The sequence below is a fragment of the Citrobacter sp. 21OH12SH02A-Citro genome (genome assembly GCF_027919895.1).
In the GTDB taxonomy this organism is placed as follows: domain Bacteria; phylum Pseudomonadota; class Gammaproteobacteria; order Enterobacterales; family Enterobacteriaceae; genus Citrobacter; species Citrobacter braakii.
The window spans coordinates 2622919-2638065 of the sequence record NZ_CP114801.1; the positions used below are offsets into that span (position 1 = coordinate 2622919).

The 15147-nt window shown below is 50.2% G+C and carries 16 protein-coding genes; 5 read left to right on the forward strand and 11 right to left on the reverse strand.

The features are described from left to right. Positions 1 to 7: 7 nt before the first annotated feature. Genes O6D90_RS12700 through O6D90_RS12710 form a run of 3 tightly spaced genes read right to left on the reverse strand, consistent with a single transcriptional unit; the run spans position 8 to position 2525 of the window. The gene (locus tag O6D90_RS12700; RefSeq protein ID WP_003029358.1) at positions 8 to 820 is read right to left on the reverse strand and encodes a MetQ/NlpA family ABC transporter substrate-binding protein; all 813 of its coding nucleotides are present in this window, start codon (positions 818 to 820) and stop codon (positions 8 to 10) included. A 21-nt stretch (positions 821 to 841) separates the two neighbouring features. Next, positions 842 to 1510, reverse strand: a complete 669-nt coding sequence (locus O6D90_RS12705) for a methionine ABC transporter permease (RefSeq protein ID WP_016152914.1) — start codon at positions 1508 to 1510, stop codon at positions 842 to 844. Next, positions 1503 to 2525 carry a methionine ABC transporter ATP-binding protein gene (locus O6D90_RS12710; RefSeq protein ID WP_016156371.1) on the reverse strand — a complete coding sequence of 341 codons (1023 nt, stop codon included), beginning with the start codon at positions 2523 to 2525 and terminating at the stop codon, positions 1503 to 1505. The genes O6D90_RS12705 and O6D90_RS12710 overlap by 8 nt, the downstream gene beginning before the upstream one ends. Before the next feature lie 338 nt (positions 2526 to 2863). Between O6D90_RS12710 and O6D90_RS26370 the strand changes: the two genes are divergently transcribed. From O6D90_RS26370 to lpp, 3 genes are all read left to right on the forward strand, one after another. Further along, positions 2864 to 3094: a hypothetical protein gene (locus O6D90_RS26370; RefSeq protein WP_419095934.1), complete on the forward strand. Its 231-nt coding sequence runs from the start codon at positions 2864 to 2866 to the stop codon at positions 3092 to 3094. Between the two features lie 7 nt (positions 3095 to 3101). Further along, positions 3102 to 4514 (forward strand): pyruvate kinase PykF, encoded by a 1413-nt coding sequence (pykF, locus tag O6D90_RS12715; RefSeq protein WP_016152912.1) that lies wholly within the window; start codon positions 3102 to 3104, stop codon positions 4512 to 4514. A 309-nt stretch (positions 4515 to 4823) separates the two neighbouring features. Further along, complete coding sequence (lpp, locus tag O6D90_RS12720) at positions 4824 to 5060, forward strand: murein lipoprotein Lpp (RefSeq protein WP_003029373.1); 237 nt, start codon at positions 4824 to 4826, stop codon at positions 5058 to 5060. A 67-nt stretch (positions 5061 to 5127) separates the two neighbouring features. Here the strand turns inward: lpp and ldtE are convergent, their stop codons facing one another. The 7 genes from ldtE to sufA all read right to left on the reverse strand — a co-directional run bounded on the left by ldtE (position 5128) and on the right by sufA (position 11770). After that, positions 5128 to 6132: a L,D-transpeptidase LdtE gene (ldtE, locus tag O6D90_RS12725; protein ID WP_016152911.1), complete on the reverse strand. Its 1005-nt coding sequence runs from the start codon at positions 6130 to 6132 to the stop codon at positions 5128 to 5130. A gap of 118 nt (positions 6133 to 6250) precedes the next feature. After that, positions 6251 to 6667, reverse strand: coding sequence for a cysteine desulfuration protein SufE (gene sufE, locus O6D90_RS12730; protein WP_016152910.1), 417 nt, complete (start codon positions 6665 to 6667; stop codon positions 6251 to 6253). Positions 6668 to 6679: 12 nt separating this feature from the next. Continuing rightward, positions 6680 to 7900, reverse strand: coding sequence for a cysteine desulfurase SufS (sufS, locus tag O6D90_RS12735; RefSeq protein WP_016156370.1), 1221 nt, complete (start codon positions 7898 to 7900; stop codon positions 6680 to 6682). Next, positions 7897 to 9168, reverse strand: coding sequence for a Fe-S cluster assembly protein SufD (sufD, locus tag O6D90_RS12740; RefSeq protein ID WP_016156369.1), 1272 nt, complete (start codon positions 9166 to 9168; stop codon positions 7897 to 7899). The genes sufS and sufD overlap by 4 nt, the downstream gene beginning before the upstream one ends. Further along, positions 9143 to 9889, reverse strand: coding sequence for a Fe-S cluster assembly ATPase SufC (sufC, locus tag O6D90_RS12745; RefSeq protein ID WP_016152907.1), 747 nt, complete (start codon positions 9887 to 9889; stop codon positions 9143 to 9145). The genes sufD and sufC overlap by 26 nt, the downstream gene beginning before the upstream one ends. Positions 9890 to 9905: 16 nt before the next feature. Then, complete coding sequence (gene sufB, locus O6D90_RS12750) at positions 9906 to 11393, reverse strand: Fe-S cluster assembly protein SufB (RefSeq protein ID WP_016152906.1); 1488 nt, start codon at positions 11391 to 11393, stop codon at positions 9906 to 9908. Positions 11394 to 11401: 8 nt separating this feature from the next. Then, positions 11402 to 11770 (reverse strand): Fe-S cluster assembly scaffold SufA, encoded by a 369-nt coding sequence (gene sufA, locus O6D90_RS12755; RefSeq protein WP_016152905.1) that lies wholly within the window; start codon positions 11768 to 11770, stop codon positions 11402 to 11404. A 724-nt stretch (positions 11771 to 12494) separates the two neighbouring features. On the opposite strand from sufA, the gene O6D90_RS12760 reads away from it, so the two are divergent. Continuing rightward, positions 12495 to 12977, forward strand: a complete 483-nt coding sequence (locus O6D90_RS12760) for an Hcp family type VI secretion system effector (protein WP_016156368.1) — start codon at positions 12495 to 12497, stop codon at positions 12975 to 12977. Then, entirely contained in the window at positions 12974 to 13453 is a 480-nt protein-coding gene (locus O6D90_RS12765; RefSeq protein ID WP_016156367.1) for a DUF2778 domain-containing protein, read from the forward strand. The genes O6D90_RS12760 and O6D90_RS12765 overlap by 4 nt, the downstream gene beginning before the upstream one ends. Before the next feature lie 701 nt (positions 13454 to 14154). Here the strand turns inward: O6D90_RS12765 and O6D90_RS12770 are convergent. Continuing rightward, positions 14155 to 15042: a LysR family transcriptional regulator gene (locus tag O6D90_RS12770; protein ID WP_016156365.1), complete on the reverse strand. Its 888-nt coding sequence runs from the start codon at positions 15040 to 15042 to the stop codon at positions 14155 to 14157. Between the last annotated feature and the right edge of the window lie 105 nt (positions 15043 to 15147).

The window sequence follows — 15147 nt, forward strand, 5'->3', positions numbered from 1 at the left end:
CCGCGGATCAGTTATTTACCGGGATCACCGCACCTTTATATTTGGTGCGGATCCAGTCCTGGATCTCTTTTGAGTGCAGGACATCAACCAGCGCCACGATATCTTTTTTCTTCTCGTCGCCACGATGCACGGTAATGATGTTGGCATACGGGTTGTTTTCACCACTTTCGACGGCGATAGGATCTTTCACCGGATCCAGCCCGGCGTCGATGGCGTAGTTGGCGTTAATCACCACCGCATCGCCTTCGTCGTTGTTATACATCTGCGGTAACAGCGCGGCTTCCACGTTAGGCAGGAACTTCAGTTTTTTCGGGTTCTCGACGATATCGCTAATGCGCGCGGTGACTTTATCCACGCCCGGCTTCAGCTTGATTACGCCCTCTTTTTCGAAAATCGACAGAATACGGCCTTCCTCAGATACCGCATCGCGCATGATGACCTTGCCGCCTTCCGGCAGATCTTTAAGCGATTTCACTTTTTTCGAATAGATCCCAATTGGCTCGATGTGAATCGCTCCGGCGCTGACGAAATCATACGTTTTATCGCCCGCATGATCTTTAATCACGCTGTTCAGGTATGGAATATGCTGGAAGTAGTTAGCGTCAATCTCACGGCCAGCCAGCGCGGTGTTGGGCAGAATGTAATCCTGGAACGGTTTAATCTCTAAATCGATCCCCTGCTTCGCCAGAATAGGCTTAGCCTGCTCAAGGATCTCCGCGTGCGGCACGTTTGAGGCGCCAACGGTCAGAGTATCGGCCCAGGAGGCAAAGCTCAGGGCGCTTAAGGTTGCTGCGGCGAGTAACGTCAGTGATTTTTTCATGATAATGGTTTCCGTATTTTATTAGCGTTTATCTAACAGAGAGGTGATCACATCGCCGCAAAGCTGGATGATGAAGACAATGAGCAAAATCGTCACCGTCGCCACCAGCGTGACGTCGCTGTGGTTGCGCTGAAAACCTTCCAGATAGGCAAGATTCCCTAAACCACCGGCGCCAATTACCCCTGCCATCGCGCTGTAGCTGACCAGCGCAATCAGCGTCACGGTGATCCCGGACACCAGAGCAGGAGAGGATTCCGGCAGTAAAACCCGAAAAATAAGCGTGCTTAGCCGTGCGCCCATCGAACGCGTCGCCTCAATAACCCCTTTGTCGACTTCACGCAGGGCAATTTCGACCAGACGCGCATAAAACGGTGCGGCCCCTACGATCAGCGCAGGCAACGCGGCATTAGCGCCGAGAATGGTGCCAACCATCGCTTTGGTAAACGGGATCAGCAGCACGATCAGAATGATGAACGGGATGGAACGAAAGATATTCACCACCAGCGAAATAACGCTATACACCGCGCGATTGTGAAACAGTCCGCCGCGTGCGGTCAGGAACAGAGCCAGACCAAGTGCAACGCCCAGGACAAAGGTCGCTGCGCCAGAAAGGACCGTCATGTAGAGCGTTTCCTGGGTTGCTGCCAGCAGTTGCTCCCACTTCAGATGAGGAAACAGTTCTTCAGCCATGGTTGATCACCTCGCCTTCAATGTCGCTCTGGCGCAGATCGGCCAAAATATTGTTCAATTGTTCCTCAGAGGCCACAACGTGCACCCAAAGCTGACCAAATACACCGTGCGCGGTTTGCGTCATCTTGCCGTGTAAAATGTTAAACGGCAGGCCATAGCGCAGAGTCAATTCGCCAACCACAGGCCGATGCGTACGTTGCCCGGTAAACGTTAGCTTGATCACCACACCGCCCAACTCGCGGGCCAACTGTGGGTTAAACTCGTCTTCCTCGGTGTACTGACTCACCTGACGAACGAACTGTCGGGTGATCGGCTGCTGCGGATGGGTAAAGACGTTGAGCACGTCGCCTTCCTCAACGACCCTGCCGTTTTCCATTACCGCGACGCGATCGCAGATTTTTCGTACCACGTGCATTTCATGCGTGATCAGCACAATGGTTAATTTGAAGCGGCGATTAATATCGAGCAGCAAATCGAGGATCTGATCGGTAGTTTGCGGATCCAGCGCCGAGGTGGCTTCGTCACACAGCAGAACGTCAGGATTGTTCGCCAACGCACGGGCAATTCCTACCCGCTGTTTTTGCCCACCGCTCAGCTGAGACGGATACGCATTTTCACGACCGCTCAGCCCCACCAGCGAAATCAGTTCAGCAACTCGCGCTTTAATTGATGCTTTTGGCGCTCCAGCAATTTGCATAGAGAACGCAATATTTTCACTAACCGTTCGTGACCACAGCAAATTGAAGTGTTGAAACACCATGCTGATTTTCAGTCGCGCCTGACGTAAAGATTCCCCACGGGCGGCAGAGATATCGTGGCCGTTAATCGTTACGCTGCCTGAAGTCGGTTTTTCCAGACCATTAAGTAAGCGTATTAAGGTGCTTTTCCCCGCCCCGCTGTAACCAATAATTCCGTAAATCTGTCCCTGTTCAACCGTCAGGTTGACGTTATCGACAGCGGTAATGGCAAGCCTGCCTGGCGTAAACACTTTCGAAATATTTTTCAGGACAATCATGTCGTTTAGGTATCCGCTGCTGCTTATTGTTCTGCTGCTAGCGCTTTTGGCTGTTTAGCAGTATGGATGTCCAAACGAGTGTAATCAGTGAGATTGGCTTTTAAAATGAATTAAAACGCATTTGATATAACTTTTAGAAATATGTCGATTTGGTCGGCGTTATACACAAAAAGTCAGGGATTGGGATGACAATTACACCTTGTTGCGCAACAAATGCTGCTGCGAATAACCTCTTTATCCATACCTGGAAACAAATTAATGAATATTTTCTGTAAAACTGCACAGAAGTGTTTTGAAACGCTGTTTCCATTTTCCTTTTTGATAATTTTCAGCGTATAATGCGCGCCAATTGTCTCTTGAATGGTTTCAGCACATTGACCTGTAAAACTCAACGACTACAAAACTCACCATCCCGTTGGGCTGAAACACAAGCACACATTCCTCTGCACGCTCTTTCGATGTCACCTATCCTTAGTGCGAGGCATCACAACTTTCGTAACTCAGGTTTAGCTTCCCGTCCGTGCGCGGCGGGAGCCAGATTTCCATATCCTTCTCAACTTAAAGACTAAGACTGTCATGAAAAAGACGAAAATTGTTTGCACCATCGGTCCGAAAACCGAATCCGAAGAGATGTTAACCAAAATGCTGGACGCGGGCATGAACGTCATGCGTCTGAACTTCTCCCACGGGGACTATGAAGAACACGGTCAGCGCATCAAGAATTTGCGCAACGTCATGAGCAAAACCGGCAAGAAAGCCGCAATCCTGCTCGACACCAAAGGTCCGGAAATCCGTACCATCAAACTGGAAGGCGGTAACGACGTTTCCCTGAAAGCGGGCCAGACCTTCACCTTCACCACCGACAAATCTGTCGTCGGCAACAACGAAATCGTTGCTGTTACTTATGAAGGCTTCACTAAAGATCTGTCCGTCGGCAATACCGTTCTGGTTGACGATGGTCTGATCGGCATGGAAGTTACCGCTATCGAAGGTAACAAAGTTATCTGTAAAGTGCTGAACAACGGCGACCTGGGCGAAAACAAAGGCGTTAACCTGCCGGGCGTTTCCATCGCGCTGCCAGCACTGGCTGAAAAAGACAAACAGGACCTGATCTTCGGTTGCGAGCAAGGCGTTGACTTCGTTGCAGCATCCTTTATCCGTAAACGTTCTGACGTCGTTGAAATCCGTGAGCACCTGAAAGCGCACGGCGGCGAAAACATCCAGATCATTTCCAAAATCGAAAACCAGGAAGGCCTGAACAACTTCGACGAAATCCTCGAAGCATCTGACGGCATCATGGTTGCTCGTGGCGACATGGGCGTTGAGATCCCGGTTGAAGAAGTTATCTTCGCGCAGAAGATGATCATCGAAAAATGTATCCGTGCACGTAAAGTCGTTATCACTGCGACCCAGATGCTGGACTCCATGATCAAAAACCCGCGTCCGACCCGTGCTGAAGCCGGTGACGTAGCGAACGCCATCCTCGACGGTACCGATGCAGTCATGCTGTCTGGCGAGTCTGCAAAAGGTAAATACCCGCTGGAAGCCGTCACCATCATGGCAACCATCTGTGAGCGTACCGACCGCGTGATGACCAGCCGTCTGGACTTCAACAACGACAGCCGTAAACTGCGCATCACCGAAGCCGTTTGCCGTGGCGCGGTTGAAACTGCAGAAAAACTGGATGCTCCGCTGATCGTTGTAGCAACCCAGGGCGGTAAATCTGCTCGCGCAGTACGTAAATACTTCCCGGATGCCACCATCCTGGCACTGACCACCAACGAAACTACCGCGCGTCAGCTGGTGCTGAGCAAAGGCGTTGTTGCACAGGTAGTTAAAGAAATCAGCTCTACCGATGATTTCTATCGTCTGGGTAAAGAAGTCGCTCTGGAAAGCGGTCTGGCTCAGAAAGGTGACGTTGTGGTGATGGTTTCCGGTGCACTGGTTCCGAGCGGCACGACCAACACGGCATCCGTTCACGTGCTGTAATAATTCCAACGCGAATTAATTTGCTTAAAAAAGCGCCCTGGTGGCGCTTTTTTTATTTTATCGATAGCTACAATTAATAAAAAATCAAATCGGATTTCACTATCTAATCCGTGATTATCTAAGATGAATCCGATGGAAGCTTTCTGTTTTCACTCGGGTTTTTAGCCGTTTTTGCACAATTCGATGCTTCTTTGAGCGAACGATCAAAAATAAGTGCATTCCCATCAAAAAAATATTCTCAACATAAAAAACTTTGTGTAATACTTGTAACGCTACATGGAGATTAACTCAATCTAGAGGGTATTAATAATGAATCGTACTAAACTGGTACTGGGCGCGGTAATCCTGGGTTCTACTCTGCTGGCAGGTTGCTCCAGCAACGCTAAAATCGATCAGCTGTCTTCTGACGTTCAGACTCTGAACGCTAAAGTTGACCAGCTGAGCAACGACGTGAACGCAATGCGTTCCGACGTTCAGGCTGCTAAAGATGACGCAGCTCGCGCTAACCAGCGTCTGGACAACGCAGCTACTAAATACCGCAAGTAATAGTATCTGTGTAATAAAAATGGCGCACATTGTGCGCCATTTTTTTGCTCTGAATTTCCCTTCCCTGTTATTGCGTAGCACGCACCTCTGCATCCTCTCCCGGCACGCCATTCTGTGCAGACTTCACTTCCGCGCCATTGCTTACGACCGACGCTTGCCCGGCCGTTACGGTGACCGGATAGCCCGCACGACGATACAAGGCTCTTTCCACCAAACTGTTATCCACGGCTTTATTGTCTTTAAACTGGGTAAAACCGGCTGGCAGCACATACGGCATGGTCTGGACGTTTTGCTCCTCTTCCGGCGACAGCGGTCGATGCACCTCGACATAGCGCATTCCGTTCGGCTCTATCGAATATTTTATCGGCTCATTAATCACCCGAACCGGCGTTCCTGTCCGGACCTGAGCAAACAGTGCTTTGATATCCGGCGCATTCATGCGAATACACCCAGAACTTACGCGCAGCCCCACGCTGTCCGGCGCACTGGTGCCATGGATCAGATATTCACCGTTTCCATGCGCCAGACGCAGTGCAAAGCGTCCTAACGGGTTATTTGGCCCGGCAGGCACTACCGGCGGTAATGTTATGCCGCGCTCCAAAGAGCGTTTACGGATGCCTGCTGTAGGGGTCCAGGTCGGATTCGGGATTTTCTGCCCAACCCGGGTTTCCATTACCGGCGTTTCCAGCCCCTGCAAACCGATACCAATTGGGAAAACCTGAACAATATTCTCTCCCGGCGGGAAGTAATACAGACGCAGTTCCGCCAGATTCACAATAATGCCTTCTCGGGGTGCATCCGGTAGCAGTAGTTGCGAGGGAATAGTAATTAGCGTTCCGGGTTTAGGTACGGGGGCAATCGTATTATTGGCTTCAAGGATCAGCATTGCGGCGGTATCAAACTTACGGGCAATCGCCTGTAGGTTTTTATCGCCTTCCTGCACGGTGTAAGTTTGATTTTGCCCAACAAGACGGCTGTTCGCCTGAGGCAAAGGATAATCGACCGCCCATGCGGCCTGAATAGCGCTGTAAGCGCCGATTAGCATTAACGTAATAACAGACGCGCGTTTCATACTCACCCCCCTGGCGTTCCTGCCGGACGGCGTCGAGCGCCCGATCCGACCTACGAGTCACTGCGTTGCACTACCTCACTCTTTCACGTCGAGCTGAAAATTGACGTGTTTTATCAGTTTAGCTAAGAGTTGCGGCTTTGGTGCGAATAGCCCGAATCATCGCCTCCAGCCCTTGTGAACGAGACGGTGTGAGATGCTGTGCGAGCGCCATTTTTTCAAACCACGGACGCACATCAAAATTCACAATATCCTGGGCGGTCATGCGGTCATATAAAATGAATACGACAGCGATAAGCCCTTTCACAATTGCCGCATCGCTGTCGCCCTGTAATTCAATAATTCCTTCAGCATTCTGACGCATGACAATCCATACCTGACTTTGACAGCCCTGGATGCTATTTTCCGTATTACGATCGTCGTCGTTTAATTCCGGCAAACGCTGACCCAGTTCAATAATGTACAGGTATTTCTCTTCCCAATTAGCGCAACGCAGAAAATTACGCAACAACTTTTCTTTATCCGGCAGCGCAGCCATAACGCCTCCCTGTTATCCCAGTAAGTGATGAATACGCTTGAGGCCCGTTACCAGGCGATCCACTTCTTCGTGGGTGTTGTACATGGCAATCGACGCCCGGCACATCGCAGGAACGTTATAGTAGGCCATCAGCGGCATAGCGCAGTGATGCCCTGTCCGCACGGCGATGCCATAGTTATCAAGAAAACTTCCGACATCATAGGCATGATGTTTGCCGAGGTTAAACGCAATCACCCCCAGACGATTATCCGGCCCGTAGAGCGTTAAATCCGGCACATCCGCCAGCTGTTCCAGCGCATAGCGCATCAGGAATTGTTCATATTCGCTGATTTCAGTAAGCCCCAGCGCGGAAACATATTCAATAGCCGCGCCGAGTCCAATAATTCCCCCGGTGTTTGGCGTTCCGGCTTCAAACCGCCAGGGGGCTTTGGCCCACGTCGTCCCCTGGCTCAGGCTCACCGTCGCAATCATCGACCCACCGCCTTCCCACGGCGGCATCTCCTGCAGCAATGACTCTCTGGCATACAGAACGCCAATACCGGTTGGCCCGTAGAGCTTGTGCCCAGAGAAAACATAGAAGTCGCAATCCAGCGCCTGCACATCCACCTGATGATGCATAACTGCCTGTGCGCCATCCACCAGCACTTTCGCGCCGTATTGATGCGCCAGCTCAATCATCTCAACCAATGGGTTTTCCGTGCCCAACACGTTAGACACATGGGTAATCGCCAGCAGTTTCGTGCGATCGTCAAACAGCGTCGGCAGCGTTTCCAGTTGCAACGTACCCTCTGTATTGAGCGGAATAACGCGCAGTTCTGCACCTACGCGGGCGCACAACATCTGCCAGGGCACAATATTGGCGTGGTGCTCCATTTCGCTGATGATAATGTTATCGCCCGCCCGCACATTGCTGCCGCCCCAGCTGTTAGCTACCAGGTTGATACCTTCCGTTGTGCCGCGAACAAACACCAGTTCTTCAGCTGAACGGGCATTGATAAACAGCGAGGCGAGCTTGCGCACATTCTCCATTTTTTCCGTGGCCTGCGCGCTCAGCGTATGGATCCCGCGGTGGACCGCGGCATAGCCGTGACGGTAAAACTCGGCTTCGGCATCAATCACCTGGTTAGGCTTTTGCGCACTGGCGGCGCTATCCAGATACGCCAACGGTAAACCGTTCACTTCACGCGTCAGGACCGGAAAATCAGCCCGCACTTTTTCAATGGGAAATGTCATGCTACGCCTCCCGGCAAGCGTTGGGCGATCCGTGCCAGGACCTGTTGTTTCAGCGTTTCCTCGCCCAGGGCTTCCGTCAGCTCAGCGGCAAACGCATAGAGAATCATTTGTTGGGCATCCTGCTGGCCGATCCCGCGCGAACGCAGATAGAACATCTGCTCGTCGTCGATCCGCCCTACCGTCGCCCCGTGGCTGCATTTCACGTCGTCGGCATAAATTTCAAGCTGCGGTTTGGTATCTACTTCCGCCAGTTTTCCGAGCAGCAAATTATTGTTGGTCATCTGACCGTCGGTTTTAATGGCGTGCTGAGCGACGTTGATCAGGCCATTGAATACCGCCCGCCCCTTATCGCTGACAATCGTTTTATGCAGTTGTCGACTGTTGCAATATCCCTTGTTGTGCGCAAGCCAGGTGCGGGTATCGCAGACTTCATTTTTCACCGGCATCGCCAGGCTGTTAAGCCGAAGCGTGGTGTTTTCGCCGTTAAGCTGGGTGCTGGTGTTATGGCGCAACACCGCATCACCGAGTAAAAAGCTGTGGCTGGCGGCCGTGGCATCAGCGCCCAACTGAATATCATTATGCGCGAAGTGGTGGCTGAGCGGATTCTCAAACGCCAGTTTGATGTGACGCAAGTGTGCGTTTGCCGCGACGTTCATCGTTAATCGTGCACCGGTAAAATGGCGATATTCGCTGAGGCTGACATAGTGTTCAATGACGGTGGCTTCTGCGCCTTCTGCCAGATCCAGATGGTGGCGATAGTGCGCCGTGTTCACCTCATCACCCGCCAGCCCCTGGGTAATGTGCAGCAGCAGCAACGGTTTTGCCGGTCGCTGGTTACGCTTCACCTGAATGTGCGTTACGCTGCGGGAGAGGCTTTCGGTCAGGTGCAGAAAGACTTCCGGTTGGATAGCCGCCGGTAGCGACTGGCGCACATCATCAACGGTAATGTTAAACCCGCTACCTTCCACGCTGTCGCTGAGCGTTGGACAGAATTGCCCGTCAACAAACACCAGGCGGACAGCATCAATAGCCGGCGCTAACGCTTCACACTGGGCGGACGTTATCTCAGTGACATGACTGACAAACTGGCTGTTGGTTAATCCTTCCAGCGGTGTGTATTTCCAGTCCTCATGCTTACGCGTTGGCAGTCCCAGACGCAGCATCTGCTGCAGGTGCTGATGGGCATGGTGCGAGCGCGTCTCCCCTTGCGTTTCAAACAGATGATGCCACTGTTGCAGCACGTTACTGCTGTTCGCTAAGCCAGCCATAACCTTGCTCCTCCAGTTGTTTGACCAGCGTGAAATCACCGGATTTCACAATTCGCCCCTGGTAGAGAACGTGCACATAATCGGGTTTGATGTAATCCAGGATGCGCTGATAGTGGGTGACGATAATGAATGAACGTTGCCCGTCGCGCAGCGAGTTCACGCCATCCGCAACGACTTTCAGCGCGTCGATATCCAGCCCGGAGTCCGACTCATCAAGAATGCACAGCTGAGGTTCCAGCACCGCCATTTGCAAAATGTCATTACGCTTTTTCTCGCCACCTGAGAAACCAACGTTGACCGAACGCGTTAGCAAATCTTCCGGCATCTTCAATAACGCGATTTTCTCTTCCATCAGATCCTGGAAGTCAAACCTGTCCAGCGACTCTTCGCCACGGTAGCTGCGCACCGCATTCAGTGCCGTTTGCAGGAAAAACTGATTACTGACGCCGGGGATTTCTACCGGATACTGAAATGCCATAAAGATCCCTTCACCGGCCCGGTCTTCGGGTGACAGTTCCAGTAAATCCTTACCGTTGAACTCTACCGTCCCGCCGGTGACTTCGTAGTCATCGCGCCCGGCGAGCGTTGCGGAAAGCGTACTTTTCCCGGAACCGTTCGGCCCCATAATGGCGTGTACCTCTCCGGGGCCAATATCCAGGCTCAGCCCACGCAGGATCGCCTTATCTTCCACACTGACCTGTAAATTTTTAATGCTTAACATGTGCTTTCCTTAAATTTTAACCGACGCTGTGTTCAAGACTTATGGCGAGAAGTTTTTGCGCTTCAACGGCAAATTCCAGCGGCAGTTCAGAGAACACGTCTTTACAGAAACCATTGACGATCATCGAAATGGCATCCTCTTCGCTGATGCCGCGCTGCAAACAGTAAAACAGCTGGTCTTCACCAATGCGCGAGGTCGTGGCTTCATGCTCAAGCTGGGCGCTGTTGTTACGACACTCCACATACGGGAAGGTGTGCGCTCCACAATCCGCGCCAATCAGCATCGAGTCGCATTGGGTATAGTTGCGGGCGTTGGTTGCGGTTGGCATGATCTTCACTAAGCCGCGATAGCTGTTTTGACTGTGTCCCGCGGAGATCCCTTTCGAGATAATGGTCGATTTGGTGTTCTTGCCGATGTGGATCATCTTGGTGCCGGTATCGGCCTGCTGATAACCACTGGTCAGCGCGACGGAGTAGAATTCGCCGATAGAGTTGTCGCCGCGCAGAATACAGCTTGGGTATTTCCAGGTAATGGCCGAGCCGGTTTCCGACTGCGTCCACGACATTTTGCTGTTTTCGCCTTCGCACAGAGCGCGCTTGGTGACGAAGTTCAAAATGCCGCCGGTGTTACCGTCACCAGGGAACCAGTTTTGTACCGTCGAGTATTTCACTTCGGCATCTTTGTGGATAATGACTTCCACCACCGCGGCATGCAGTTGGTAGCTATCGCGTACCGGGGCTGAACAGCCTTCGATATAGCTGACGTAACTGCCCTCATCCGCAACCAGAATGGTGCGTTCAAACTGACCGGTTTTTTCCGCATTTATACGGAAATAGGTCGACAGTTCCATTGGGCAACGTACACCTTTCGGGACATAAATAAACGTGCCGTCGGAGGCCACCGCCGCATTCAGCGCCGCAAAAAAATTGTCATTACCCGGGACAACCGTACCCAGATATTGTTTTACCAGCTCGGGGTGATCGTGAATCGCCTCACCAAACGAACAGAAAATAATGCCCTGTTCCGCCAGTTTATCGCGATAAGTTGTCGCCACCGACACCGAGTCAAAAATGGCATCAACCGCCACCTCTTTGCCTTCGCGGACCGGCACGCCAAGCTGCTCGAATGCGTCCTCAACTTCTTTACTTAAAAACGCATTCGCCCCCGTTTGCTGCACCGCGCCCGGCTCAGACGCGCAGGTTTCATCGCAATTACCGCAGGACGGCGCAGAGTAATAACTGTACTCCTGGTAGTTCAGCTTATCGTAATGCGCTTTTAGCCAGTGCGGCTCTTCCATGGTCAGCCACGCTTTAAAGGCATTCAGGCGAAATTCCAGCATCCAGTCGGGTTCATTACGTTTTGCCGAAATCGCGCGCACGACATCTTCGTTGATCCCTTTCGCCAGCTCATCGGTTTGTAGATGGGTGAAGAAGCCCTCTTTGTAATTAAGGTGCCCGCCAGCCCAGGTGTTGACATCGTCAGTTGCTTCAGTATTACGAGACATAGTACCGCCTATACCCCAAAACTTTCGCCACAGCCGCATTCGTTCTGGGCTTTCGGGTTATGAAATTTAAATAGCTGATTTAATCCTTCGCGCACGAAATCGACTTCTGTGCCGTCGATGAACGGCATCGCCTGTAACGGTACATAAAGTCTGGCCCCCTCCGTTTCAAACAGCAGATCGTCTTTTTCCGCCTGGCGAACGGTGTCCAGCACGTAGCCAAATCCCGCGCATCCCGTTTGCTTCACGCCTAAACGCACGCCTAACATGTCGGGTTGCTTTGCCACCAGCTCGCGGATGTGCGCCGCAGCCGCTGGCGTTAACGTCAGACCACGCCAGGCAAAATCGTCCGGGTTAAATGTTCCTGAATGCAATTCCATAGGGTTACCTCGAGTCACTAGCTTTCAAGCTATAACAACATGTTAGTGATAATGATTATCACTTCAACCCCTCAACAGCAGGGGCATTCGGGTTAATCGCCCTTTTTGCCCCCTTTTACTAAGCATAGACCCTGCTGCGTGGGTTAACAGGGATGGATTTTTTAGTTCAATGCATTGATTAATAATGGGTTTTAACAATTGAATCGTACAGACAGGTCAAAAACTAAAAGATGTATAGATAATGTCTATTTAAGTGATAAGTTTTAAAAATTTAATGAAATCATACGACTATTGTATAATTATTAACTTAATCTCTTCTTGTTATAGCCAAAAACGGACTAGTTAATCCTCTAAATTGCGCCCCAGTGCGTTTTTGCCCCCCAAACTTCACCCTTTTTCATGCGCCCTCTGCGCGTGATTTATCCAAAACACCACAACGCCTTCCGAACAAAATCGACGGTACGGTTTGCGCGTCTACTTTTAAGATCCTGCTTGATAGCATTACAAAGACTTTCTCAATATCAGAATTAAGCAATATATTTCGCTTCAAAATCTCACTATTCTTATATGTGCACCATTACTATTCATTTTTAATTCTAAGCTTTTTATTTCTCTCATAAATATAAATAAAACATAATAAAAATGTATGACATTTATTGCCTTGCGTATTCATGCGTCATGTCGTTTATTACAGTTACCTTGCGTATGTGAAATGGAGTTTTAAATGGCTATACCTGCGTATTTGTGGTTAAAAGATGATGGAGGAGCAGACATCAAGGGTTCTGTAGATGTTCGCGACCGTGTGGGGAGCATTGAGATCTTAGGGTTTAGTCATGGCCTGCACCTCCCTACCGACAACAACACAGGGAAAATAACAGGAACACGAGTACACACCGCTCTTATATTTGAAAAGGAGTTTGATAGCTCCAGTCCATATTTTTACAAAGCAGTAGCCACTGGACAAACCCTTAAAGAGGCCGAATTTAAATGGTACAAAATCAATGATGCAGGACAGGAAGTTGAATACTTCAATATGCTACTCGAAACAGTGAAGGTGGTTTCAATTTGTCCTCTAATGCATGACGTGAAAAACGCAGCCACTGAAAAACACAATCACCTTGAAAGTATTGCTCTTAGATATGAACGAATAACCTGGAAACACTGCGACGGGAATATAATATTTTCTGATTCCTGGAGTGAACGGTGATTCGTTGCACATTTCATTTAAACGGTGGGCAGCTATCAAGTCTTAGCTGCCCCGGAGTTGGCTTCTTCCCTGCATATTCAGGTAACAGTGGGGAGCATAGAAACAACCCTGAATCGATAGCAATTAAGGATATCGGGCCGCTTCCTCCCGGTAAATACTATATTGTTTCGCGTCCGAAAGGCGGGATTTTCAGCGCAATTAAAGATTATACTGCGTCAGAGATTAGCGGTTCAGACCGCGATATCTGGTTCGGATTATTCAGAGAGGATGAAAAATTAGATGACGTTACGTTCTATAACAAGGTCAGCCGTGGGTATTTCAGATTGCACCCTGCGGGGTATACTGGCGTCAGTAATGGCTGCATAACTCTTCCCAGCAGAGCTCATTACAACATACTCCGGGAAGCACTTTTAAGCACTCCACAAATGCTGGTTACCCCCAGTCTTCGTGCATACGGCACTATTCAGGTGTATTAATGAAACATATTAAAAAAGTCATCACATGGTATTTATTTGCAATATCTTGGGTTTGTTTTTTTCTATTTATTTTCAAATATTTACCTGAAAATAAATTATTTGATTTAATCTATCCCGGTGTGAAAGAGATGGACCCCAGCGTCTGGGACAATACACACATGACCATTATCTTTATGGGCGCATTATTATTGAACGGAATTTTTATATTGTTCATGTCAATGATAATGGAAAGATGCAAAAATTAAATGAAAATGCTGAACAGTGGGACTTCAGTCCCACTGTTTTCAGTATCGAACCTACCCCACTGCCAATTTAGGCGAGTTCACATTCCACAACCCAATTGGCTGGCAACAAGGTCATCTAGTCAGTATGCGTCGTTGATAGCCAGTTGCCTACAGCACTGTCCTCAATCGCAAGGCTGGTAAAAAAAATTCTTTAGATTTAGATATATACTCATTTTACAGAATTAATATCTATTTAGAGAGACGTAGGAATGACGGGAGGGAAAAAATTCAAATTATGAACAAACAACAAAAAACCCTTAAGGCTGCTTGCTGGCAGGCTTAAGGGTTCCGGCCCCATCCGGCGCTTATCTCCGGCACTCACGATGGCTTAGCTCTTGAAGGGGCGATAAGAATAATCTCACTTCCGGATATGTTTTGTTTAACACAAATTGCGATTTGACTATTTTATAAGCGTATTCAATCAATTATTAGGCGCTGTTTTTCACTGAGCGCGTCCAGCAACAGGCGCAGTCCTGCAGGCTGATGCTCCCGCGAAAGATATAAACCATAAATTGGCAGGCTTTTTGGTTGAAGCTCGGGCAAGAGTCTAACCAGCTTTCCCTGTGCCAGCCCTTCCCGCGCCTCCAGTTCCGGCACCAGCGCAATGCCCGTTCCCGCCAACGCCGACTCACAGAGCAACGAAGAGATCCCGGCGCTCAAATTGCCTTTAATCGCAACAGCGGCAGCCCGCCCCTGGGCATCCAGAAAGTGCCAGGATTTTCCGGCAAACCCGCTGTAGTAGAGACAATTATGCTGCGTAAGGTCGTCGATAGTCTCAGGAGTGCCATGTTGATGCAGGTACTCTACAGACGCGCACAGTACCGATTTACAGTCGCCAAGGCGACGGGCAATAGTTCCAGGTTCAGGGTTTTCCGTTATACGGATCGCCACATCAATGCGTTCTCCAACGAGGCTTACCGGTTGATTATTGATCTCCACCTCGATACGCAGTTGCGGATACTTCGTCAGAAACGCGGGCAGTACCGGCGCTAAAATATGCATAGCTGTAAAATGCGCACAGGCCACACGTAGCGTGCCAGAGGGAGTTTGCGCGGCGCTGGCGGCACCAATATCCAGCGAAAGCTGCGCCAGAGAACGCGTTTTCACTAATGCCTCTTCACCCGCTGGCGTGATCGTCAGACGGCGCGACGAGCGATGGATAAGCCTTGCACCCGCCCATTTTTCCATCTCGTCGAGGTAACGACTGACCATCGGACGGGAAAGCCCCAGCGCACGCGCGGCGGCGCTCAGACTGCCCAAATCACAGATATGGTTGAATACCGTTGCCGCCATCACTCTGTCCATTGCATCCCATCCGATCGTTTTATGAAACTCAGCATGTCCTAATAAGGGAATTCTAACAGATCCGAATTTCCTTAAAATACAGGAACTATCAAAAGACAATTCCCT